Origin of the sequence: Aurantimonas sp. NFXS3 (assembly GCF_049132005.1) — a bacterium.
Lineage (GTDB): Bacteria > Pseudomonadota > Alphaproteobacteria > Rhizobiales > Rhizobiaceae > Aurantimonas > Aurantimonas coralicida.
In genome coordinates this window covers 536711-558496 of the sequence record NZ_JAGDDZ010000001.1, presented here as the reverse complement: position 1 = coordinate 558496, position 21786 = coordinate 536711, and the positions used below count along the sequence as shown (strand labels likewise).

Annotated in this window: 23 protein-coding genes; 10 read left to right on the top strand and 13 right to left on the bottom strand. The window is 67.9% G+C overall.

What is annotated here, in order from left to right; all coding sequences use genetic code 11:
* Positions 1–220: 220 nt before the first annotated feature.
* The gene (locus tag J3367_RS02455; RefSeq protein ID WP_024348892.1) at positions 221–2026 is read left to right on the top strand and encodes an ABC transporter transmembrane domain-containing protein; all 1806 of its coding nucleotides are present in this window, start codon (positions 221–223) and stop codon (positions 2024–2026) included.
* Between the two features lie 106 nt (positions 2027–2132).
* Here the strand turns inward: J3367_RS02455 and J3367_RS02450 are convergent, their stop codons facing one another.
* From J3367_RS02450 to J3367_RS02415, 8 genes are all read right to left on the bottom strand, one after another.
* Positions 2133–2468: a c-type cytochrome gene (locus J3367_RS02450; RefSeq protein WP_024348893.1), complete on the bottom strand. Its 336-nt coding sequence runs from the start codon at positions 2466–2468 to the stop codon at positions 2133–2135.
* 71 nt (positions 2469–2539) lie between these two features.
* Positions 2540–3796: a PQQ-dependent sugar dehydrogenase gene (locus J3367_RS02445; protein ID WP_024348894.1), complete on the bottom strand. Its 1257-nt coding sequence runs from the start codon at positions 3794–3796 to the stop codon at positions 2540–2542.
* Between the two features lie 172 nt (positions 3797–3968).
* Positions 3969–4997, bottom strand: a complete 1029-nt coding sequence (locus J3367_RS02440; RefSeq protein WP_024348895.1) for a peptidoglycan -binding protein — start codon at positions 4995–4997, stop codon at positions 3969–3971.
* Between the two features lie 2 nt (positions 4998–4999).
* Positions 5000–6049 carry a MotA/TolQ/ExbB proton channel family protein gene (locus J3367_RS02435; protein WP_024348896.1) on the bottom strand — a complete coding sequence of 350 codons (1050 nt, stop codon included), beginning with the start codon at positions 6047–6049 and terminating at the stop codon, positions 5000–5002.
* Positions 6050–6222: 173 nt separating this feature from the next.
* Entirely contained in the window at positions 6223–7044 is an 822-nt protein-coding gene (locus J3367_RS02430; RefSeq protein ID WP_024348897.1) for an inositol monophosphatase family protein, read from the bottom strand.
* Between the two features lie 70 nt (positions 7045–7114).
* Positions 7115–7678 (bottom strand): elongation factor P, encoded by a 564-nt coding sequence (gene efp / locus J3367_RS02425; RefSeq protein WP_009208693.1) that lies wholly within the window; start codon positions 7676–7678, stop codon positions 7115–7117.
* A gap of 205 nt (positions 7679–7883) precedes the next feature.
* On the bottom strand, positions 7884–8948 hold the full coding sequence (locus J3367_RS02420; protein WP_024348898.1) for a tetratricopeptide repeat protein: 1065 nt from the start codon (positions 8946–8948) through the stop codon (positions 7884–7886).
* Positions 8945–9598: a thiamine phosphate synthase gene (locus tag J3367_RS02415; protein ID WP_024348899.1), complete on the bottom strand. Its 654-nt coding sequence runs from the start codon at positions 9596–9598 to the stop codon at positions 8945–8947. The genes J3367_RS02420 and J3367_RS02415 overlap by 4 nt, the downstream gene beginning before the upstream one ends.
* Positions 9599–9834: 236 nt before the next feature.
* On the opposite strand from J3367_RS02415, the gene J3367_RS02410 reads away from it, so the two are divergent.
* Together J3367_RS02410 and J3367_RS02405 are read left to right on the top strand one after the other, a co-directional pair.
* Positions 9835–10593: a sulfite exporter TauE/SafE family protein gene (locus J3367_RS02410; protein WP_024348900.1), complete on the top strand. Its 759-nt coding sequence runs from the start codon at positions 9835–9837 to the stop codon at positions 10591–10593.
* 94 nt (positions 10594–10687) lie between these two features.
* On the top strand, positions 10688–12319 hold the full coding sequence (locus tag J3367_RS02405; RefSeq protein WP_024348901.1) for an acyl-CoA synthetase: 1632 nt from the start codon (positions 10688–10690) through the stop codon (positions 12317–12319).
* A gap of 87 nt (positions 12320–12406) precedes the next feature.
* On the opposite strand, the gene J3367_RS02400 is transcribed toward J3367_RS02405, so the two are convergent.
* On the bottom strand, positions 12407–12583 hold the full coding sequence (locus J3367_RS02400) for a YdcH family protein (RefSeq protein ID WP_035694417.1): 177 nt from the start codon (positions 12581–12583) through the stop codon (positions 12407–12409).
* Positions 12584–12791: 208 nt separating this feature from the next.
* Here J3367_RS02400 and J3367_RS02395 point away from each other — a divergent pair, with 208 nt between their 5' ends.
* The 5 genes from J3367_RS02395 to J3367_RS02375 all read left to right on the top strand — a co-directional run bounded on the left by J3367_RS02395 (position 12792) and on the right by J3367_RS02375 (position 15743).
* Entirely contained in the window at positions 12792–12995 is a 204-nt protein-coding gene (locus J3367_RS02395) for a YdcH family protein (RefSeq protein WP_024348902.1), read from the top strand.
* Complete coding sequence (purE, locus tag J3367_RS02390; RefSeq protein ID WP_024348903.1) at positions 12992–13495, top strand: 5-(carboxyamino)imidazole ribonucleotide mutase; 504 nt, start codon at positions 12992–12994, stop codon at positions 13493–13495. The genes J3367_RS02395 and purE overlap by 4 nt, the downstream gene beginning before the upstream one ends.
* A gap of 41 nt (positions 13496–13536) precedes the next feature.
* Positions 13537–14592, top strand: a complete 1056-nt coding sequence (locus tag J3367_RS02385) for a 5-(carboxyamino)imidazole ribonucleotide synthase (protein ID WP_024348904.1) — start codon at positions 13537–13539, stop codon at positions 14590–14592.
* 174 nt (positions 14593–14766) lie between these two features.
* Positions 14767–14892, top strand: a complete 126-nt coding sequence (ykgO, locus tag J3367_RS02380) for a type B 50S ribosomal protein L36 (protein ID WP_024348905.1) — start codon at positions 14767–14769, stop codon at positions 14890–14892.
* A gap of 278 nt (positions 14893–15170) precedes the next feature.
* Positions 15171–15743, top strand: a complete 573-nt coding sequence (locus J3367_RS02375) for a tetratricopeptide repeat protein (RefSeq protein ID WP_029702586.1) — start codon at positions 15171–15173, stop codon at positions 15741–15743.
* Positions 15744–15784: 41 nt separating this feature from the next.
* On the opposite strand, the gene pyk is transcribed toward J3367_RS02375, so the two are convergent.
* Positions 15785–17221, bottom strand: a complete 1437-nt coding sequence (gene pyk / locus J3367_RS02370; protein WP_024348907.1) for a pyruvate kinase — start codon at positions 17219–17221, stop codon at positions 15785–15787.
* A complete protein-coding gene (locus J3367_RS02365) occupies positions 17218–17637 on the bottom strand; it encodes a DUF1036 domain-containing protein (RefSeq protein ID WP_029702587.1) in 420 nt (139 codons plus the stop codon). Before J3367_RS02365 ends, pyk begins: the two co-directional genes overlap by 4 nt.
* A gap of 296 nt (positions 17638–17933) precedes the next feature.
* On the opposite strand from J3367_RS02365, the gene J3367_RS02360 reads away from it, so the two are divergent.
* A complete protein-coding gene (locus J3367_RS02360) occupies positions 17934–18239 on the top strand; it encodes a DUF1244 domain-containing protein (RefSeq protein ID WP_024348908.1) in 306 nt (101 codons plus the stop codon).
* A 132-nt stretch (positions 18240–18371) separates the two neighbouring features.
* Positions 18372–18635, top strand: a complete 264-nt coding sequence (locus J3367_RS02355; RefSeq protein WP_024348909.1) for a DUF2312 domain-containing protein — start codon at positions 18372–18374, stop codon at positions 18633–18635.
* Positions 18636–18817: 182 nt separating this feature from the next.
* On the opposite strand, the gene J3367_RS02350 is transcribed toward J3367_RS02355, so the two are convergent.
* The gene (locus J3367_RS02350) at positions 18818–19249 is read right to left on the bottom strand and encodes a MucR family transcriptional regulator (RefSeq protein WP_024348910.1); all 432 of its coding nucleotides are present in this window, start codon (positions 19247–19249) and stop codon (positions 18818–18820) included.
* A 741-nt stretch (positions 19250–19990) separates the two neighbouring features.
* A complete protein-coding gene (locus J3367_RS02345; RefSeq protein WP_421460121.1) occupies positions 19991–21679 on the bottom strand; it encodes a DUF882 domain-containing protein in 1689 nt (562 codons plus the stop codon).
* Positions 21680–21786: the final 107 nt, after the last annotated feature.

The following is a 21786-nucleotide window of genomic DNA, read 5'->3' as shown; positions in this document are numbered from 1 at the left end:
CCTTGGGTCTGGCCGGATCCCCGCCAAACCGACACAGCTGCGGACAGGGCCGCCTGCAGGTCTCGATGTCGCGGAGTTGGAAAGCGCGATCGCTTTCAAATTCGAGGACGAGCCTATACATGAGGGCACCTGTCGGCACAAGAGCCGGAGGCCATCCCCGTCGCGGTGTGCGCGGCGGGTTCATGAACTGCGAGAATGACTGGAGGCGGGCTTGCGCCAGATGACAGCCGGCGAGCGCGAAGCCGAACGCAAGCGCCGCGACCTGAAGCCCCTCGCCCGGCTGATTCCCTATCTGAAGCGCTACAAGGCCAAGGTCGCCGGCGCGATCTTCTTCCTGTCGCTGGCGGCCCTCACCACGCTCTCCCTGCCGCTTGCCGTGCGCAGGGTGATCGACAAGGGCTTCGACGCCCCCAGCACCGCCTTCATCGACACCTATTTCGCCATGCTGGTGGTCCTGGCCGCCGTCCTCGCAATCGCCAGCGCCGGCCGCTACTATTTCGTCATCACGCTGGGCGAGCGCGTCGTGGCGGATCTGCGCAAGGATGTCTTCTCCCGGGTGACCCGCCTGTCGCCGGGCTTCTACGACCGGGCGCTGACCGGCGAGATCGTCTCGCGCCTGACCGCCGACACCACCCAGATCAAGTCCGTCGTCGGCGCCACCGCCTCGCTGGCCCTGCGCAACGCCATCCTGTTCATCGGCGCCGTCGTCATGATGGTCATCACCAGCCCCGGCCTGTCGCTGATCGTCATCGCCGCGATTCCCGTCATCATCGTGCCGCTGGTCGCCTTCGGCCGTTCCGTGCGTCGCCGCTCGCGCTACGCCCAGGACACGCTGGCCGACGCCACCGCCTATGCCACCGAGGCGATCGGCGCCGTGCGCACCGTCCAGGCCTTCACCAGCGAGACCGCCACCGGCAACCGCTTCGCCGCCGCCGTCGATCGCGCCTTCCAGGCCGCCCGCGCCTCGGTCAGCGCCCGCGCCTTCCTCACCGCCTTCGCCATCTTCCTGATCTTCTCGTCGATCATCGCCGTCCTGTGGATCGGCGCCCAGCAGGTCACCGAGGGCACCATGAGCGGCGGCACGCTCGGGCAGTTCCTCCTTTACGCCGTCTTCGCCGCGGGCGCTGTGGGCCAGCTCTCGGAGGTCTGGGGCGAGATCGCCCAGGCCGCCGGCGCCGCCGAGCGCCTGTCCGAGCTTCTGGCCGAGGAACCGGCCATCCGCTCGCCCGCCGATCCCGTCGCTCTGCCCCGGCCGGCGCGCGGCGAGGTCGTCTTCGACCGGGTCAGCTTCGCCTATCCGACGCGGCCCGACGTCTCGACGGTCCACGACCTGTCCTTCACCGTGAAGCACGGCGAGACCGTCGCCATCGTCGGCCCGTCCGGCGCCGGCAAGTCGACCATCTTCTCGCTGATCGAGCGCTTCTACGATCCCGATGCCGGCCGCGTCCTGATCGACGGTGTCGACGTGCGCGCGGCCGATCTGGAAGAGCTGCGCAGCCGCATTGCCCTCGTCCCCCAGGACGTGACCATCTTCGCCGCGACCGCCGCCGAGAATATCGGCTTCGGCGATCCCAACGCCTCGCGCCCGCAGGTGGTCTCGGCGGCCCGCTCGGCGCTGGCCGAAGGCTTCATCGAGGCCATGCAGGACGGCTACGACACCGTGATCGGCGAGCGCGGCATCACCCTGTCGGGCGGCCAGCGCCAGCGCGTGGCGATCGCCCGGGCGATCCTGCGCGACGCGCCGATCCTGCTCCTCGACGAGGCGACCTCCGCCCTCGACGCCGAAAGCGAGATCCTCGTCCAGCGGGCGCTGGAAAAGCTGATGGAGGGCCGCACGACGCTGGTCATCGCCCATCGCCTCGCCACGGTCCTGAAGGCCGACCGCATCCTCGTCCTCGATGGCGGCCAGATCGTCGAGGAAGGCACCCACGCCTCGCTGATCGCCAAAGACGGCATCTATGCCCGTCTCGCCCGCCTGCAGTTCGAGGCCGGCCGCACCGACGCGATGCTCGGCGCCGCCGAATAGCACCGCGAACGCGGCGTCCCGCAGCGCGCCGCGTCACCTCCGGGCGAAGCGTCGTACCTTTGCCGCGGACCGCCGGACCCTGCGCCCGCAAAGCCCGGCGTCCCGGCTAATCCACCTCGGGCATGGTCGCCGTCACCTCGATCGCCGCATACCAGGCGGCCAGATCGGCGATGTCGGCGTCTTCCAGACCCTGCGCGATGATCGACATCTGCTGGTGCTGGCGCGCGCCCGAGCGAAACGCCTTGAGCTGTTCGGCGAGATAGAAGGCGCTGTCGCCGGCGATGTTCGGGGCATCGGGCGCTGTCGCGACGCCGTCGAGGCCGTGGCAGGTGGCGCACATGGCGGCCTTCTCCTTGCCGGCCGCCAGATCCGCGGCCATGGCGGCGGACGAGGCGAGAAGAAGCAGCGCCGCGGCGAGGCCACGCGGCAGGAACTTGGTCATGGGGGTCATCCGTCTGGAGGGTGGCGGGCCGCCCCGGTCTCCCGGCGCGGCCCTGTCGGCGTCAAGAACGCCTATTTGGTGTAGGCGATCCGGTAGATCGCGCCCGCCAGATCGTCGGAGACCAGCAGCGAGCCGTCCTTCAGCGTCGCCACGTCCACCGGGCGGCCGATATATTCGCCGCTGTCCGACAGCCAGCCCTCGGCGAAGACTTCCGTCTCCTTGGCCGAGCCGTCCTCGTTGAGCGAGGTGAACATCACCCGCGCCCCGATCGGGTCGGTCCGGTTCCACGAGCCGTGCTGGGCCGAGAAGATGCCGCCGCGATATTTCCGCGGGAAGCTGTCGCCGTCATAGAAGGTCATGCCCAGATCGGCCGCATGGGCGTCCATCTCGACTTCCGGCATCACCACGTCGGCGGGGATCTCGGCGTTCTTGTACTCGTTGGTGCGCACGCTGCCGCCGCCATACCAGGGGAAGCCGAAATCCTGGCCGGACGCGGTCGCCCGGTTCAGCTCGCCCGGCGGGATGTCGTCGCCCATGCCGTCGACCTGGTTGTCGGTGAACCACAGCTCGCCATTGTCGGGGTTGAAGTCCATGCCGACCGAATTGCGCACGCCGGTGGCGTAGACCTCGCGGCCGCTGCCGTCGCGCTCCATCCGCACGATGCCGCCGATGCCCTCGCGCTTGTAGAGGTCGCTCTTCTCCTCGGGCGGCACGTTGTAGGGCTGGCCGAGCGAGACATAGAGCTTGTTGTCCGGCCCGATCCGGCAGACGCGGGCGGTGTGATTGAAGGATTCCTCGGCGGCCGGAATCAGCTCGCCCTTGTCCACCACCACGCCGACGGCCACGTCCGGGCTCTCGTAAAAGAACTCGGCGGCCGGCAGCACCAGCACCCGGTTCTGCTCGGCGATGAACAGGAAGCCGTCATCGGAGAAGCAGACGCCGTTCGGGATGGTGAAGTCGATCGACGGGGCGAACTGCTTCACCTCGTCGGCCACCCGGTTACGGTCGCGGTCGGTGATCGCCCAGACGGTCTGCTTGCGGGTGCCCACGAAGGTGGCGACGCCCTGCGGGCCGACAGCGATGTGGCGGGCGTCCGGAACCACCGCGTAGAGCGAGATCTCGAAGCCGTCCGGCAGCGTGATCGCTTCCAGGTTCTTGCGCAGCTGGTCGGCATAGCCGCCGGTCTGGTCGATGGTCTGGAAATCCATCGATGTACCCGTCGACTGCATGCCCTGCAGCTTTTTCATGTTGTCGTCGGATTGCGCCGCCGCCGGCGACACCGCCATGAGTGCGAACACGGCGACCGTGCTCATCAGGATCCTGTGCATGTTTCCTCCCCTGCCGCGCTGGGCGCGATCGTTGTGGAGGGGGTGCCCTTCCCCTCGGGCAGGATGCTGGCATGCACTTCGCGACATCGTCAATCATGCACCGCCCACCGACGGCGGCGGGAGGCGCGCCGCAAGGTCGCAGCGTCTCGGAGGCTCGAGATGACGCGGCGGCTCAGCGTTCGGTCAGCTTGAACTCGATGCGCCGGTTGCGGGCGCGGGCCTCGGGCGTGTTCTCGGGATCGATCGGCTGGTATTCGCCGAAGCCCGTCGCCGCCAGCCGCTCGGGCGGCACGCCCTGGCTGATCAGATACTTGACCACCGCGCCGGCGCGCTCGGTCGACAGCTCCCAATTGTCCTCGAACCGGCCACCGGAGATCGGCACGTTGTCGGTGTGCCCGTCGACCCGGATGATCCAGTTGATGTCCGACGGGATCTCGCGATTGAGCGCAACGATCGCCTCGGCGAGCTTGGCCATCTCGTCGGTGCCTTCCTCCTGCAGGACGTCCGACCCCGAGGGGAACAGCACTTCCGACTGGAACACGAAGCGGTCGCCGACTATGCGGATGTTCTCGCGATCCGACAGGATCTCGCGCAGCCGGCCGAAGAAGTCCGAGCGATAGCGCGACAGCTCCTGCACCCTTTGGGCGAGCGCGACGTTCAGGCGCCGGCCGAGATCGGCGATCTTGGTCTGGCTTTCCGCGTCGCGGCTCTCGGACACCTCCAGCGCCCGCTCCAGCGCGCCGATCTGCTGGCGCAGGGCGGCAAGCTGCTGGTTCAGAAGCTCCACCTGCGAGCGGGCCCGCTGCGACAGCTCCTGCTCCTCGCTGAGCGCCGTCTGCAGGCCCTCGACCCGGGCCGAGGCGGCGGCCGCCGAGCCCGATCCCGATTCCAGCGCCTCCTGCAGGCGCGAGCGCTCCTCCTCGATGCCGGCGAGCGACGCCCGCAGATTGGCGATCTGGTCCTCGTTGTCCTGGGTGGTCGAGCGCTCCAGCGCCAGCAGCTGGGTCAGCTCGTTGATCTGGCTGTTCAGCCGGTCGAGCACCTCGTCCTTGCCGGTGATCTCGCGGCTGAGCAGGAACTGCGCCAGCACGAACACCGACAGAAGGAACATGATCGCCAGGAGCAGCGTCGACAGCGCATCGACGAAGCCCGGCCAGTAATCGACCGACCGATCGCTCCTGCGGTTGCGCGACAGCGCCATGGCTAGGGTTCCTTGCGCTTGTCGCCGAGACTGCCGGCGAGCCGGTCCAGCACCTGCCGCAACTCGCGCTGCTCACCGGCCTGGGTCTCCACGAAGTCCCGCAGCATCTGCTGCTCGCTGCGCATGTGGGTGACGAGGCCCTGGATGCTCTCGGCCAGATTGGCCATGGCGGCGCTGGTGCGCGGCGTCGTGGTCTGGTCCTTGGCGATCTTGTCGATCTGCTCGGACAATTGCCGCAGCTGCTCCGAACCGCCGGCGGCCACCTGCGCCCCCTCGCCCGTCGGCGGCAGCACCATGTCGGAGCCGACATCGGTCACCGAGGACAGCCAGTTTTCCAGCTCGGTATAGAACCGGTTCTGCGCCCGCCCGACCTGCAGGTCGAGAAAGCCGAGCACCAGCGAGCCGGACAGGCCGAACAGCGACGAGGAAAACGCCGTGCCCATGCCCGACAGCGGCGCGGCAAGGCCCGCCTTCAGGGCGTCCAGAACGCTGGCGGTGTCGCCGGCGGCCGGATCGAGGCCCTGGATGGTCGCGCCGATCGAGCCGATGGTGCGCAACAGGCCCCAGAACGTGCCGAGCAGGCCGAGAAACACCAGCAGGCCGATCAGGTAGCGGGCGATGTCGCGGGTCTCGTCGAGGCGCGTGGCGATCGAATCGAGGATCGAGCGCATCGAATGGGTCGACAGCGAGATCGAGCGCCGACGACCGATCAGGCCGCGCATCGGCGCCAGCAGCACCGGATCCTTCAGCCGGTCGAAATCCGACGAGCCCTCGCGGAAGGCGTTGACCCAGCGGACCTCTCGCGACAGCCGCAGCACCTGCAGGAAGGCCAAAAGGATGCCGACGGCCAGTACGCCGATGATCAGGCCGTTCAGCCCGGGATTGGTGGCGAAGGCGGTGGAGATCTGCCGGCCGAGGATTGCCGCCACGAAGGAGGCCAGCGCCAGGAACACCAGCATCGACCACAGGAAGACCATGGGGCTCGACAGCCGGTTCGGATCGAAATCATCCGGCCGCCCGGTGTTGTCCGTAGACGATCTGAAGACCTGCATCGCGTTCCAATCAACTCCGCCGGTTCGGGTCCACGGCACGGACCCCGCTGCCCGCGTTCACTCGAACCATAAGGCAAGGTAAGGAATAATGCGGCTCTTTTAAACGCCCGTTACGTCGCCCCGCCAGCCGTCCCCTGCCGTCTGCCCCGGCCGACGATGCGGCCGCGGTCGTCTCAGCCGTTCTGGGCGGCAGCCGTGCGCTTGCGCTCGGCCAGGGCGATCTGGTCGCTCAGCGCCTTGCGCATGAACTCGTTGCCGCAGACCACGTCGCCGATCTCGTGGTCGAACTTGGCGCCGTTCATGCCGCTGATGAAGCCGCCCGCCTCGCGCACCAGGATCGAACCGGCGGCCACGTCCCAGGGCTTCAGCTTGCGCTCCCAGAAGCCGTCGAGCCGGCCCGCCGCCACATAGGCCATGTCCAGCGAGGCCGCGCCCATGCGGCGCACGCCCGAGGTCTCGCCCATGATCTGGCGCAGCTCGTACAGATAGCCGGCATGGTCACCATGGCCGAGGAACGGCGTGCCGGTGCCGAACAGCGCTTCCGCCAACGACTTGCGGGCCGCGACCCGCAGGCGCCGGTCGTTGACGAAGGCGCCGCCGCCCTTTTCCGCCGTGTAGAGTTCGTCCATCGCCGGGTTGAACACCACGCCGGCAACGATCTGGCCGTCACGCTCGAGGCCGATCGAGATGGCGAATTGCGGAATGCCGTGCAGGAAGTTGGTGGTGCCGTCCAGCGGGTCGACGATCCAGCGGTGCTGCGGGTCGTTGCCCTCGACGACGCCGCGCTCCTCCATCAGGAAGCCCCAGTCCGGGCGCGCCCGCGACAGCTCCTGGTGGACGATCTCCTCGGCCCGGCGGTCGGCATTGGACACGAAATCCGCCGGTCCCTTCATCGAGACCTGCAGGTTCTGCACCTCGCCGAAGTCGCGGATCAGGGAACGGCCGGCCTTCATGGCGGCCTGCGTCATCACATGGAGAAGCGCGGATCGGGCCATCGTCTGCTTTCGTCGAATAAGAGAGGGCCGCCCGGATGGCGGCCGCCGTCAGGAAATCTCGGGCTCAGCCTCAGTCGGCGCGGCGCAGATAGGTGATCTCGTTGGTATCAACGAGAATGCGCTCGCCGGTCTCGATGAACGGCGGCACCATCACGCGCATGCCGTTCTCCATCACCGCCGGCTTGTAGGAGGAGGCCGCGGTCTGGCCCTTGACCACCGGGTCGGCCTCGACGATCGCCAGCACCACCTGGTCGGGCAGCTTGATGCCGATCGGCTTGTCCTCGTGGCTTTCCACCGTGACCATCATGCCGTCCTGCAGGAAGGCCGCGCGCTCGCCGACGAAGTCCTTCTGGAGCTCCAGCTGCTCGTAGGTCTCGGTGTCCATGAACACCAGCATCTCGCCCTCGGCGTAGAGGAACTGGTAGTCCTTCTGCTCCAGGCGGACGCGCTCGACGGTCTCGGAGGCGCGGAAGCGCTCGTTCAGCTTGGTGCCGTCGATCAGGTTCTTCAGCTCGACCTGGGCGAAGGCGCCGCCCTTGCCGGGCTTCACATGGGCGGTCTTCACCGCCGCCCACAGGCCGCCATTGTGCTCGATGACGTTGCCAGGGCGAATTTCGTTTCCGTTGATCTTCATCGATGCTCTCGAAGGGTTCTCGCGTCGGCGACGATCCGGTCGCACGGCAGCGGCAGCGTTATTGATCGGCAGGCTCGCTCGCCGGAAGGGGGCGGCCGGCCGGTGCCGGGCTCCATGCCTTCGTCTGACGATCTCTGCGGGTCGGGGCTCAAGACCATAATTTACCCCGCCATTCAAGCCTCGTGGCGGGTTTCGGCTGTCCCGCTCAGCGCGAACGGAACCGGTTGGCCGCCTCCAGGGCCGACTTCTGGGTCTGCGGATCGAGCCCGCGGAAGAAGTCGTCGAGGGTCGGGTCGGAGTTTTCCACCCGCTTGGCCAGCACCGCCCATTTCGCCGCCTGCAGCCGGTCCGGCGCGGTTCCCACGCCGTCTTTGTAGAGATGCGCCACCCGGTTGATGGCGATGGGATTGCCCCGGTCGGCCGCCCGCTTGAGGAAGCGGAAGCCGTCCTCCAGCTGCGGCGGGCCGCCCTTGCCGTTGATCAGCCAGATGCCGAATTCCACCTGCGCCGCGCCGAGGCCGTTGATCGCCGCCGCGCGCAGCCATTTGCGCGCCACGGCGCTGTCGGCCTGCACGCCGCGGCCATACTCATAGAGCTGCGACATGGCGTATTGCGCATCGGCGACGCCGGCATTGGCGGCTTTCTGGAAATAGCCGAAGGCTTCCTCGAAGCCGCCCGAGGGCGAGGCCTGGACGATCATCTGTGCGTAATTGTACTGGGCCAGCGGCAGGCCCTGCTCGGCGGCCGCCGCCATCAGGTCGCGTGCCTTGGCGATGTCCGAGGCGACCACGGTGCCGTCCAGCAGCATCAGCGCGAAGCGGAACTGGCCCTCGGCGCTGCCGGCCTTGGCCGCCGCCTCGTACCAGTGCGCCGCCTTCTGCAGATCCTGCGGCACGCCGAGCGCCCGCGAATAGATCTCGCCGAGCAGCGTCTGCGCCGCCGGGTCGCCGAGATTGGCGATCGGCTCGGCCAGCTTCAGCGCCGTCAGGTAGAAGCCGCGCTGATAGGCGCCGTAGGCCAGATCGCTGGGGGACGGCTGCTGGCCTTCCGCCGGCGGCGTCTCGGGCGCGACCTCCGCCGGCACCGGCAGCGCCTCGCCCTGCGCGCCCTCGGTCAGCGTTCCCTGATCCAGCGCCGCCGGATCAGCCGTCGCGGCCTCGGCCGGCGCATCCTCGCTCTGGGCCCAGGCCGGCCCGGCGCCGATGATCAGCGCCGCCAGCCCCGCTAAAAGGACAAGCCGCCCGCCGGCCGCTCGTTCGGGTGCTCTCATGCGGCCGCGCTTTCGAACCAGGCGTCGATCAGGGCATTGGCCCGCGCCACCATCTCGCCTGCCGCATCCGGCTGCGCGAAGACGGCAGCCGACAGGGCGATGAACTCGGCTCGCGTCGCCGCGGCCTCCACCACGCTCTCGATGTCCGAACCGGCCAGGACGATGCAGGGCAGTTCGACGATCTCGGCCCACCATTCGCCCATGGCGATGCTCTTGGGATGCGGGTTCGGATCGACGTCGCCGCCGAACCGGCCGAACAGCAGGTAGTCGGGGCGCAATTCGCCGGCTTCCAGCGCGTCGTGGCGGGTCTCGAAGCCCGAGGCGCCGACGATCAGCTTCGGCGCGAAGCGCTCCATCGTCTCGCCCAGTTCGGCCGGATCGCCCGACGTCATGTGGATGCCGTCGGCCTGGACGCGGCCGGCGCAGCGCGTGTCGTCGGCGACGATCGCCGCGGCGCCCGACGCCTGGATAATCGGCACCAGCTTCTCGGCAAGGTTCTGGAAGGAGACGGCGTCGCGGCCGGCCGGGTCGAGAATGACCGAGGCGACGTCGCCGCCGGCAAGCGCGGCCTGCACGGCCGTCACGGCATCCGCGTCGCCGAGCGGCGTGGTCAGGAGTACGAGCCGGGGACGGATGTATTCGGTGTCCATCGAAAATGTTGACCTTGCATGTCGGGCGCCGATCGTCGTGTCGGCCGTTTCGCGAAAGGCTTTAGCAAATCACTCGCCGGGTGGGAAACATCCGCCGCGCCGCGGCCGCGACCACGGCCCGATGCCCCGGCGCATCCCGCCGGATGCCGCCATCGCCCGCAGTTGCCATGGCGGTGTGACGGTTCTACTCCTGCGGCACCTTCGTTTGCTGACTCCCACCGGAAGCCGTCCGCCGCGTGATCACCGACCCGCTGTTCTATCTCGTCGCGATCCCCGCGGTGCTTCTCGTCGGCCTTGCCAAGGGTGGCTTCGGCGGCGCGCTGACGCTGGTCGGCGTCCCGCTGATGGCCGTCGTCATCTCGCCGGTCACCGCAGCGGCGATCATGCTGCCCGTGCTGGTGGCCATGGACATCGTCGGCCTCGTCGCCTGGCGCGGCACCTTCGACCGCCGCGTCATCGCCATCATGCTGCCGGCCTCCTTCGGCGGAGTCCTTCTCGGCTATCTCACCGCCACCATGGTTTCCGCCGATGGCATCCGCCTCGTCATCGGCCTTTTGGCGCTGTGGTTTGCCGCCGAATGGTTCTGGCGCTCGCGCCATCAGCTCGAGCCACGGCCGCGCAACACCGCCAAGAGCCTCAGCTGGGGCGCCATCGCCGGCTTCTCCAGCTTCGTCAGCCATGCCGGCGGCCCGCCCTTCCAGGTCGCGGTCATGCCCCTGCGCCTGCCGCCGCCGGTCTATGCCGGCACTTCGGTGCTGTTCTTCGCCTCCACCAATGCCGTCAAGCTGATCCCGTATTTCCTGCTCGGCCAGTTCTCGGCCGACAATCTGGCGACCTCGGCGGTGCTCATGCCGCTGGCGCCGGTCGCCACCCTTGCCGGCGTCTGGCTGGTGCGCCGCGTCGACCCGAAGGCCTTCTACTGGATCGCCTACATGGTGCTGGTGCCGGTCGGCCTGAAGCTCATCGTCGATGGCGCCCGGGCGCTGTTCTTCTAGGGCCCTCTGCCGGCGTTCGGCGCAATCCGCCGTGACGCGCGCCTCCCGATCTTCTATAGAACAGCCCCAAACGGGGGAGTTCGGGACGGAACACATGGGCATCTACGACGAGCATCTCGATCGCAACGCGGCCAATTACCAGCCGCTGACGCCGCTCAGCCACCTGGCCCGCGCGGCGCTGGTGCATCCGGACCGGGTCGCCATCATCCACGGCGCACTGCGGCGGACCTATGCCGAGTTCTACGCGCGCTCGCGCCGCCTCGGCTCGGCGCTGGAACGGCGCGGCATTGCGCGTGGCGACACCGTCGCAGTGATGCTGTCCAACACCCCCGCCATGCTCGAGGCCCATCACGGCGTGCCCATGACCGGGGCCGTGCTCCTGTCCATCAACACCCGCCTCGACGCCGACATCATCGCCTTCCAGCTCGACCATGCCGAAGCCAAAGTCGTGCTGGTCGATCGCGAGTTCTCGGGCGTCATGGCCGAGGCGCTGAAGAAGGCCAAGGTCACGCCCCTCGTCGTCGACTACGACGATCCGGATTTCCCCGCCGACGCCCCGGTCGCCAAGGGGCCGGCCATCGGCAGCCTGGAATACGAGGCGCTCGTCGCCGAGGGCGACCCGGACTATGCCTGGCACATGCCCAACGACGAGTGGGACGCCATCTCGCTCAACTACACCTCCGGCACCACCGGCAATCCGAAGGGCGTCGTCTACCACCATCGCGGTGCCGCGCTGATGGGCTACGCCAACGTCATCGCCTCCGGCATGGGCCGCTATCCAGTCTATCTGTGGACGCTGCCGATGTTCCACTGCAACGGCTGGTGCTTTCCCTGGACGCTTGCCGTCCAGGCCGGCACCCATGTCTGCCTGCGCTGGGTCCGGGCGAAGGCGATGTTCGACGCCCTCGCCGATCACGGCGTCACCCATCTGTGCGGCGCGCCGGTGGTCATGGCGACACTGATCAACGCCGATGCCGGCGACAAGCGCGACTTCGACCAGACCGTCACCTTCAACACCGCCGCGGCCCCGCCGCCGCAATCGGTGCTGTCGGGCATGCGCGACGCCGGCTTCGAGGTCACCCATCTCTACGGCCTGACCGAGACCTACGGCCCGGCCGTGGTCAACGAGTGGAAGGACGAGTGGAACGCGCTCGACGGTCCGGCCCGCGCCGCCCAGACGGCGCGCCAGGGCGTGCGTTACCCGGCGCTGGAGGATCTGGCGGTGATGCATTCGGAGACGATGGAAAAGACCCCGGCCGACGGCGAGACCATCGGCGAGGTCATGTTCCGCGGCAACATCGTCATGCGCGGCTATCTGAAGAACCCCGAGGCGTCGGCCGAGGCGTTCCGCGGCGGCTGGTTTCATTCCGGCGATCTCGGCGTCCTGCACGAGGACGGCTATATCGAGCTGAAGGACCGCGCCAAGGACATCATCATCTCGGGCGGCGAGAACATCTCCTCCATCGAGGTCGAGGACGCGCTCTACCAGCACCCGGATGTCGCGACCGCCGCCGTGGTCGCCAAGCCGGACGAGAAATGGGGCGAGACGCCGCTGGCCTTCGTCGAGCTCAAGCCCGGCCGCAGCGTCACCGAGGCCGATCTCATCGCCCATTGCCGCGAGCGGCTGGCGCGCTTCAAATGTCCCAAGGAGATCCGCTTCCAGGAGGTCCCGAAGACCTCCACCGGCAAGATCCAGAAATACGTGCTGCGCAAGGCGATCGGCTGAGAATGTCGGCGCGGCGCCCGGGCCCGGACGAAAAACGCCCCGACACCGTTGCCGGTGCCGGGGCGGAATGGCTTGGGAGGTCTGAGATCAGCCGGCGGGCTGGCGCAGCCGCTCGATCTCGTCCTTCAGTTGGAGCTTCTTTCGCTTCATCTCCCGGAGTTCCGAATCCCTCATCGCCGGTTTCGATACCAGCGCAGCTGAAATCTCGTGGTCGAGCGCCGAGTGGCGTTGTTCCAGCGTAGCGAGATGGGTATCCAAGGACATGGCTTCTCCCTTCGTGAGTTAGGTCGCGGTCCGCAATGCGAACCGGAGCCAGCAACCAGTCGACGGTGTCACAAGAGTGTCGCACTGTCGATTGGTCCGGCGGTCGCTATCGTCCGATGGGCGGTTTTGCTAATCGTCCGTCACGACTGTCTGGACAATTGTCGAGACCCCGGTTCGGTTGCACGCGGCGGTGCCTGAAAGGAACAGAATGGCGGATCAGGAACAGGCGGCCTTGAGGCTGCAGGTGGCGCGTCTGCGGCAGGAACATGCCGATTTCGACGCGGCCGTGAACGCGATGGTCGCAACCGGCTGCGACCGGCTGCAGGTCCAGCGCATGAAGAAGAAAAAGCTGACCATCCGGGACCGCCTGCAGGATCTGGAGGATCAGATCATTCCGGACATCAGCGCATGAGCGACGCCGCCCTCTCCCCGCCCGTCGCCATCATCATGGGTAGCCAGTCCGACTGGTCGGTGATGAAGAACGCCGCCGACACGCTTGACGCGCTGGCCATCGGCTATGACGCGCAGATCGTCTCGGCCCACCGCACGCCCGAGCGCCTCTACGATTTTGCCCGCGGCGCGAAGGCCGCCGGCTTCAAGGTCGTCATCGCCGGGGCCGGCGGCGCCGCCCATCTGCCCGGCATGACCGCGGCGATGACGCCGCTGCCGGTGTTCGGCGTCCCGGTCGAAAGCCGTGCCCTGTCCGGCCAGGACAGCTTGCTCTCCATCGTCCAGATGCCCGCCGGCGTGCCCGTCGGAACCCTCGCCATCGGTCGCGCCGGCGCCGTCAACGCGGCGCTCCTCGCCGCCAGCGTGCTCGCTTTGTCCGACGACGCCCTCGCCGGTCGCCTCGACGCCTGGCGCAAGGCCCAGACCGACGCGGTCGCGGCCGCGCCCGTGGACACCCCGTGAGCAGGACGCCGCCTGCCCCCGGCGCTGAAGCGCGCTTCGCCATGCCCGACACCGCCATCGGCATCGTCGGCGGCGGCCAGCTCGGCCGCATGCTGGCCATGGCCGCGGCCCGTCTCGGCTACCGGGTGATCGTCCTCGACCCTGACGCCGGCTGCCCGGCCGCGCAGGTCGCCAACGCGCAGATCGTCGCCGCCTATGACGACGTCGCCGCCCTGCGCGACCTCGCCGCCCGCACCAGCGTCGTCACCTATGAATTCGAGAACGTGCCGGTCGAGCAGATCCGCGCCGCCGTCACCGCCGTGCCGCTCTACCCGCCGGCCGAGGCGCTGGAAGTCGCTCAGGACCGCGTCGTCGAGAAGGCGTTTCTCAACGGCATCGGCGTCGCCACCGCCGAATGGCGCGCCATCGACAGCGTCGCCGAACTCGGCCACGCCCTCGTCGAGCTCGACGGCGACTGCATCCTGAAGACCCGTCGTTTCGGCTATGACGGCAAGGGCCAGGCCTCGATCCGCAAGGGCGGGCCCCATGCCGACGTCTTCGAGAGCCTCGGCGGCGTGCCGGCGATTCTCGAGAAGAAGGTGCCCTTCGCCTACGAATGCTCGATCATCGCGGCGCGCGGCATCGACGGCAGCGTCGTCGCCTACGATCCGGCCGAGAACGTCCACCGGCTCGGCATCCTGCATACCTCCACCGTTCCCGGCCGCGTCTCGTCGCAGGTCGGCGAAGCGGCGAAGGCCGTCGCCGCCAGCATCCTCGCCAAGCTCGGCTATGTCGGAGTCATCGGCGTCGAGTTCTTCGTGCAGGGCGACGACACCATCCTCGTCAACGAGATCGCTCCGCGGGTGCACAATTCCGGCCACTGGACCGAGGCGGCCTGCGTCGTCTCCCAGTTCGAGCAGCATGTGCGGGCGATCGCCGGCCTTAAGCTCAGCTCCGCCGCGCGGCACTCGGACTGCGTCATGGAGAATCTCATCGGCGACGACGTGAAGCGCGTCGATGCGATTCTCGCCGAGCCCGCCACCCTCCTCCATCTCTACGGCAAGCCGGAAGCAAGGCCCGGCCGCAAGATGGGCCACCTGACCCGGCTGACGGACTGAATCAGCGCAAATCGGGCATCACAGGGCGGTCGCAATGGCGCCGGGAGCGTTGACAAAAGCTGCCGGCAAAGCTATTTCGGCACCAATCTTTCCGGGCGTGCCGCTGCGGCGCGCCCATCATTTTGCGGCGGAACGGCCAGCCCCGATCCTCGCGTCTAACATTCCGGTGTTGTCATGAAGATCAAGAACTCGCTCAAGTCCCTCGCGACCCGTCACCGCGCCAACCGCATGGTGCGCCGCAAGGGCCGCGTCTACATCATCAACAAGGTGGCACCGCGCTTCAAGGCGCGCCAGGGCTGATGCCCCTGGGGGCCGGCCTCGCCCGTCCCCGCCCCTTCGATCACGAAGTTTCTGATTGACGCTGCGCTGCGGAGAATTAACCTCTCCGCATGCGCGGCGTTTTTCATTGTCTCACCCTTGGTGTCTGCTTTCTCGCCCCGGGCCTCGTCCCGGCGCTGGCGCAGGACGGCGGGCCGCCGTCGCTGATCGAGCCCGATCGTCCGCCTGAGGCCGCGCCGCTCCCCGGCCCGGACGATTCGCAATCGCCGCCCATGGTGATTCCGCCCCCCGATGAAGGCATGACCGACAATCCCGACGCCTTCGGCAGCGCCCCCGTCGCCGAGGACGAGGCCGCCGACGAGGCCGAGCCGCAGGTCGCCGACGAGACGCCGGAGCAGGAACTCGACCGCCTCTTTGCCGAGCTGCGCAAACAGGCCGACGAACGCGCCGCCCGCCGCATTGCCGGCCGCATCGAGCGGCACTGGCGCCGCAGCGGCAGCGCCACCATCGATCTCCTGATGCAGCGTGCCGCCCTCGCCATGACCCGCGAGGACAACGCCGCCGCGCTCGACCTGCTCGACCAGGCGCTGGTCATCGCGCCGCATTATCCGGAAGCGTGGAACCGCCGGGCGACGCTGAATTTCTCGATGAACAGGCTGGGCAAGTCGCTGGTCGACATCGAGCAGACCCTGCTGCGCGAGCCGCGGCACTGGGGCGCCCTGATGGGCCTTGCGATGATTCTCGAACAGACCGGCCGCAAGGAACAGGCGCTGGAGACCTATCTGCGGGTCCTCGCCGTCTACCCGGCGCTGGATTCGGCGCAGGACGCCGCCGGGCGCCTGTCCGAGGAACTGCTCGGCCCGGCGATCTGAGACAGACCGCCGGGCCGTTGCGCGTGGATTGAACGGCCGCGTCAGACCGCGCTGAGGCCGTCCGAGCCGATATAGGCGATGCGCAGCATGTTGGTGGCGCCCGGCGTGCGCAGCGGCACGCCGGCCGTCACGATCATCCGCTCGCCCGACTTGGCGTAGCCCTGCTCCACCGCGATGCGGCAGGCCCGGTCGACCATGTCGTCGAGATCCTGGGCGTCTTCGGTCACCACGCAGTGCAGGCCCCAGACCAGCGACAGGCGCCGCGCGGTGGCCAGCACCGGCGACAGCGCCAGGATCGGCGTCTGCGGCCGCTCGCGGGCGGCGCGCAGGCCGGTGGTGCCCGTCGCCGTATAGGTGACGATCACCGACACGCCGAGCGTCTCGGAAATCTGCCGGGCCGCCAGCGACACGGCGTCGGCGCCGGTCGCCTCGGGCGGCGTGCGCTGACCGGAGATGATGCCCGGATAGAGCGGGTCGAGTTCGACGCGCTGGCAGATCCGGTCCATCGTCGACACCGCCTCGACCGGATACTCGCCGGCCGCAGATTCCGCCGACAGCATCACCGCGTCGGCGCCCTCGTAGACGGCAATCGACACGTCCGAGACCTCGGCGCGGGTCGGCACCGGGGCGGAGATCATCGATTCCAGCATCTGCGTGGCGACGACCACCGGCTTGCCGGCCTTGCGGGCGGCACGGGTGATCCGCTTCTGGATGCCCGGCACCGCTTCCAGCGGCATCTCGACACCCAGATCGCCGCGCGCGACCATGATCGCGTCGGACAGTTCGATGATCTCGTCGAGCCGTTCCACCGCCTGCGGCTTCTCGATCTTCGACAACAGGAAGGCGCGGCCGCGCGACACCTTGCGCGCTTCGGCGAGGTCTTCCGGACGCTGGATGAAGGACAGCGCCACCCAGTCGACATTCTCGGCCAGCACCGCGTCGAGATCGCGCCGGTCCTTGTCGGTCAGCGCCCCGGTGGTCAGGGTCGTGTCCGGCAGGCTGACGCCCTTGCGGTCGGAGATCTTGTTGCCGGCGACGACGCGGCACTTGATCGAGTGCTTGTCGGTCTCGGTGCAGACGAGCTGCAGCCGGCCGTCGTCGATCAGCAGCCGGTGCCCGACCTCCACCGCTTCCAGGATTTCCGGATGCGGGAGATAGACGCGTGTGGTGTCGCCCGGCTCGGGATTGTCGTCGAGGGTGAAATCATCGCCGACCGTCAGCTGGACGCTGCCCTCGGCGAATTTCGCCACCCGCAGCTTCGGGCCCTGCAGATCGGCCAGAATGCCGATCGGCCGGCCCACGGCGGACTCGACCCGGCGGATGCGGGCGACGAGCTCGCGCATCAGGTCGTGGTCGGAATGGCTCATATTGATGCGAAAGACATCCGCACCGGCTTCATGCAGCTTGCGGATCATCTCCTCGGAGGACGATGCCGGCCCGAGGGTGGCAAGGATCTTGACCTTGCGATGGCGTCTCATTGGCTATCCGTTGTTTCGCGGGGCGCTTCGGTCAGCTGGACCATCCAGCTGGCCTGCTCGCCTGTGTCGTATTCGCGGAACCCCATTTTCTGGTAGCCCCGTTTGAAACAGTCCTTGACCCCGGCGATCTTGAACTCGTTCTCGGCGATGCAGAGATTCACCGGCCCGGCCCAGCGGCCCTGGCCATCGGAGTCCTCGGCATACACGTAATAGTACCGCGACGACAGGGGACCCTCGATGATCGCCTTGCAGGTCGTCGCCGGAATCCGCCACCAGCCTTCGGTGGTCCAGCCGGCTTCGGCCCGGTAGCCGATGGCCACGCCGACCAGCGACTGGGTGCCGTTGCACACCCGGAAATCGGCGCGGGCGGCATCCGCCGTCAGCGGCGCCGAGACGAGGAACAGTCCGGCGGCCATCAGCCCGAGAGCAAATCCGTGGCGCAGCCGGCGAAACGGGTTGGGTATCATCACGCTTTCCCCGAAAGAGAGAGTGTCCGCACGAGAGGCAGCTTTCGCATAGCGGTCGAACCTGTCAACGACATGACCACGCTGCGCTGCCGCCGTCCTAGATCATCCGCCGGCCGGTTGCGAGCCCGAACCGGTCCGCCGGCCCCCTGCCCGCCGCCTCGCACCATCCCGCCCTTGATGCGAAGACGCTTCGGCTCGATATCGAGGGCAAGGCGCCGCGAGGCGGACGGACACAGGAGAGCGACATGGACCCGATCGACGACCAGAAGCGCATCGAGCTCGAAGCGGCGGCGTTCCGGCGCCTGCGCGATCATCTGCGCGAACGCATCGACGTGCAGAACATCGATCTGATGAACCTCGCCGGCTTCTGCCGCAACTGCCTGTCCAACTGGTATCGCGACGCCGCCGAGGCCGACGGCATCGCCATGACCAAGGACGAATCCCGCGAGATCGTCTACGGCATGCCCTATGGCGAATGGCGCGACCGCTACCAGCGCGAGGCGAGCCCCGAGACCGCGCAGCGCTTCGAGCAGACGCGCCCCAGCGAGTAACGTTTTCGCGCGCGGACGCCGCATCGGGCGGCCGCCACGTGCCATAGCGGCACAACGGGCTTTCCCCGAATCACCCCGGTCTGGTAGTTCCCGGCCAATTCATTGCGCGAAAGTGCCAGACGGAGACCCACCATGTCCGACGTGAACGATGTCGCCCAGGATCAGCTGCGATCCTTTGTCGAGCGGATCGAACGGCTCGAGGAAGAGAAGAAGACGATCAGCGACGACATCAAGGACGTCTATGCCGAGGCCAAGGGCAACGGTTTCGACACCAAGGTGCTGCGCCGCGTGATCTCGCTGCGCAAGCAGGACCAGAACGAGCGCCAGGAGCAGGAAGCGATCCTCGATCTCTACCTGCAGGCCCTCGGCATGGCCCCGGACCTGCCGCGCGAATAGGCGCCAGCGCCGCGGTCCCGCAACGGCGACCACGCGTCGCCGGTCGCCGGTCCATGGGATCCGGCGCGGCTCGCATCCACGCCGGCGCCCATCACCCGAGGCTCTCAACCGAACACGAAAAAGCCCGCCGGATCGCTCCGGCGGGCTTTTTCTGTTGCTGCCGCGGCGATGCGGCGGCCGGCTCAGCGTGCCGCGGCGCGGCGACGCTTGTGGCCGAGGCCCATCTGCTTGGCGAGGCGCGAACGCGCCGCGGCGTAGTTCGGCGCGACCATCGGATAGTCGGGCGCCAGGTCCCACTTCTCGCGGTACTCTTCCGGCGAGAGATTGTAGTGGGTCATCAGGTGGCGCTTCAGCGACTTGAACTTCTTTCCGTCCTCGAGACAGATGATGTAGTCGTCGGTCACCGACTTCTTCACCGGCACCGCCGGCTTCGGCTTCTCGGCCTGCACCGCCTGCGGCGCACTGTTCGTGCGACCGAGGGCGCCGTAGATGTCCGAGATGAGTGCAGGCAGTTCGGAAACCGGCAGCGAGTTGTTGCTGACATAGGCCGCCACCACTTCCGCGGTCAGCTCCATCAGCATTTCGTTGTTTTCGACGTTTTCGATCTGGTCCATTTTTACCCCGTGCTGCGCGAAGTTGTGGCGATTGCGCCTGTTGAATCAGGCGCCTCTGCGCGCCTCGTGCAGTTTGTTTATTGCGAAACGGTGGCCTCGCCTCCGGGCAATCCACCATCCGTGTTTGGTATTTATGTGGCGTTACTTAATGTCAAGTGGATTATTCGCAACCCCTAAGTCCCGACAATTTTGTCCACACTTGCCGGGGCGAATAAGCAGCCGCAGAATATCGAATGTCTGCCTTATTATAGAACAACTCTAAATGATGCGCGTACATCAAGAGCCCGCAACCGGCACAACCATGCGGCGAAACTGTCCGGCATTGTTCAATGAGCCGCAGAAACCGGAAATGCTTTGCGTCTCATCGCACTGCTTCGGTGGTAAGACCAGCGAACGATATATCGGTGAAGTTGCGACCACCGACTGCGGTGAAAAAGCCGGCCCAAGCCGTTGCGAAGATACGCGGATATCGCACTGCTTCGGCACTGCAGCGAAGTCGAGAGCGCTCGCACGACGTGCATTCCTCGTCCCCATACAAGGCTTCGACGGACTTTTACGTATCGGTCAACTGGCGCCGCGCCCTGGTCTTCTACGCCACGCCACCCCGCCGTCCCGCCTCGCCCACCGGCCGCGGCGAGTTGCCGGTCCTGCCACTCCATGCCCGAACGAAAACGGCCGCCCGGTGGCAACACCGGACGGCCGTCGACGCTTGGATCGTGCGCGGATGGTGGAGCGGCGGCCTTACTGGCCGACCTTCACCATCGGCAGGAAGTTGACGGCAGAGCCCGAGAAGCGGTCGCTCTTGCCGGCATTGGCCGCCGGGGCGAAGCCCGAGGCGAACAGCGTGCTCGGCAAATTGCCGACCAGCCGCCCGGCATCCGGCTTGGCCGTCGCCAGACGCGCGGCCCGGCTGTCGGTGTCGGAGACAAGCGCCGCGATCTTGAAGCGCGAGGCGATCGCCTCCTGCGGATCGAGCACCTTCGGCTTCGGCGTCTCCTGCACCACGGCGTTAAGAACGCGGCCGCCCTTGCCCGAAATCGCCGCGGCGGCAACCGCCGCATCGGCCGGCTGCGGCCGGGGCTTCGGCGCGCTGGACGCCGCTGCGGTCATCAGCGCCGGCACCGGCTTGATGGCCTGCGGATCGATCTGCGGACGCGGGCTCGGCGCCCTGGCGGCCATCTCCACGGCCTTCATCGTCTCTTTGGCGGGCGCGGCCTTGGTGATCGCCGTCGCGGCAGTCGCCGGCTTGTCCTTGAGCACGCTTTCAAATTGCGGGCGGTCGCCCGGCGTCGGAACCGCATAGGCCATCTGGCCGCTCGCCACGGTCTCGCTCGCCTGCTCCTCAAGCGCGGCAACGAGGGTCGACACCGCATCCTCGCGGGCCGCCGGTGCGTCGGAGGCGTCGGCCGGCACGGCACGGCTCGGCGCCCAGGTCGGCACCGGGATCTGTGCATTGATCAGGGCCGCGACCTCGGTCTGCGCGGGGGCGGCAGCCGAGGCCGGTGCACCCGTATCGAAGCGGTCGCCGACCGGCACGGCGACACCGCCCGGCAGATCCCGGCTTGGGCGCGCCTGCGGCACGACCGAAGCCACCTCGACCTTCGGCGCGGCTGCGGCCTTCACCGGAGCCCGCGGCGTCGGTGCGCTCTGCACCTCGTCCTCGCCCTCGTCGCCATCGCCGAACAGCATGGCCAGCAGCGTCTTGCCACCACCCGAAGAACCCGAGCCGGCATTGGCGACCTGGATCGACGAGCCGCCGCGGCGCTGCTTGTAGGAGGCCAGCGCCTGCTGGTAGCCCGGCAGCGGCTTGCCGTCGGACGGCACATGCACCGTGTTCCCGTTCGGGAAGACCGCCATCAGCTGCTTGCGGTTCATCCGCGGCCAGTGGCGGGCGTTGCCAACGTCGAAATGCACGAAGGGCGAGCCGGACTTGGGATAATAGCCGACGCCGCCGACCTGCATCTTCAGGCCGATCTCGCGCAGCTTGGCCAGCGGCACGTCCGGAATGTAGAAGTCGAGCGCCTTGCCCAGCGTGTGCTGGCTCTTCTTGGCGACGCCCGAGCTGCGCGAGCGCAGCATAGAATTGGTCGCCGGCGAGCGATAGCTGGAGACGACATTGATCAGGGCGTTGGAGCCGCTCTGGCGATACGCCTCCCAGATCAGGTCCAGGAGCCGCGGGTCGATCTGGGTCTGCTCGCCCTTGCGCCAGTCGCGCAGGAACCAGTTGATCTTCTTGAGCTCGCCGCTGTTGTAGCGGCCGTTGCTCTTGTAGGAGAAGCTGCCCTTCTCCTTGGTATGCAGATTGTAGAACTTCAGGACGCGGGTCTCGGCCTTCGCCGCGGTGACCGTGCCGCCGATCAGCAGAGCCAGGGCAGCGAACGTCGCGAGGCGCCAGGCCGAGCGGCCGGCGCGAGCGGTATGTCCGAACATGCGGTCTCTTCCCCTCAAAACACTTGCCTGCCCGTCGGACGCATCCGCCGGTATGGGCAACCCCGATGACCGTTCTCGTCGCCTGTCCAATTTTTCCGAAACTGCGG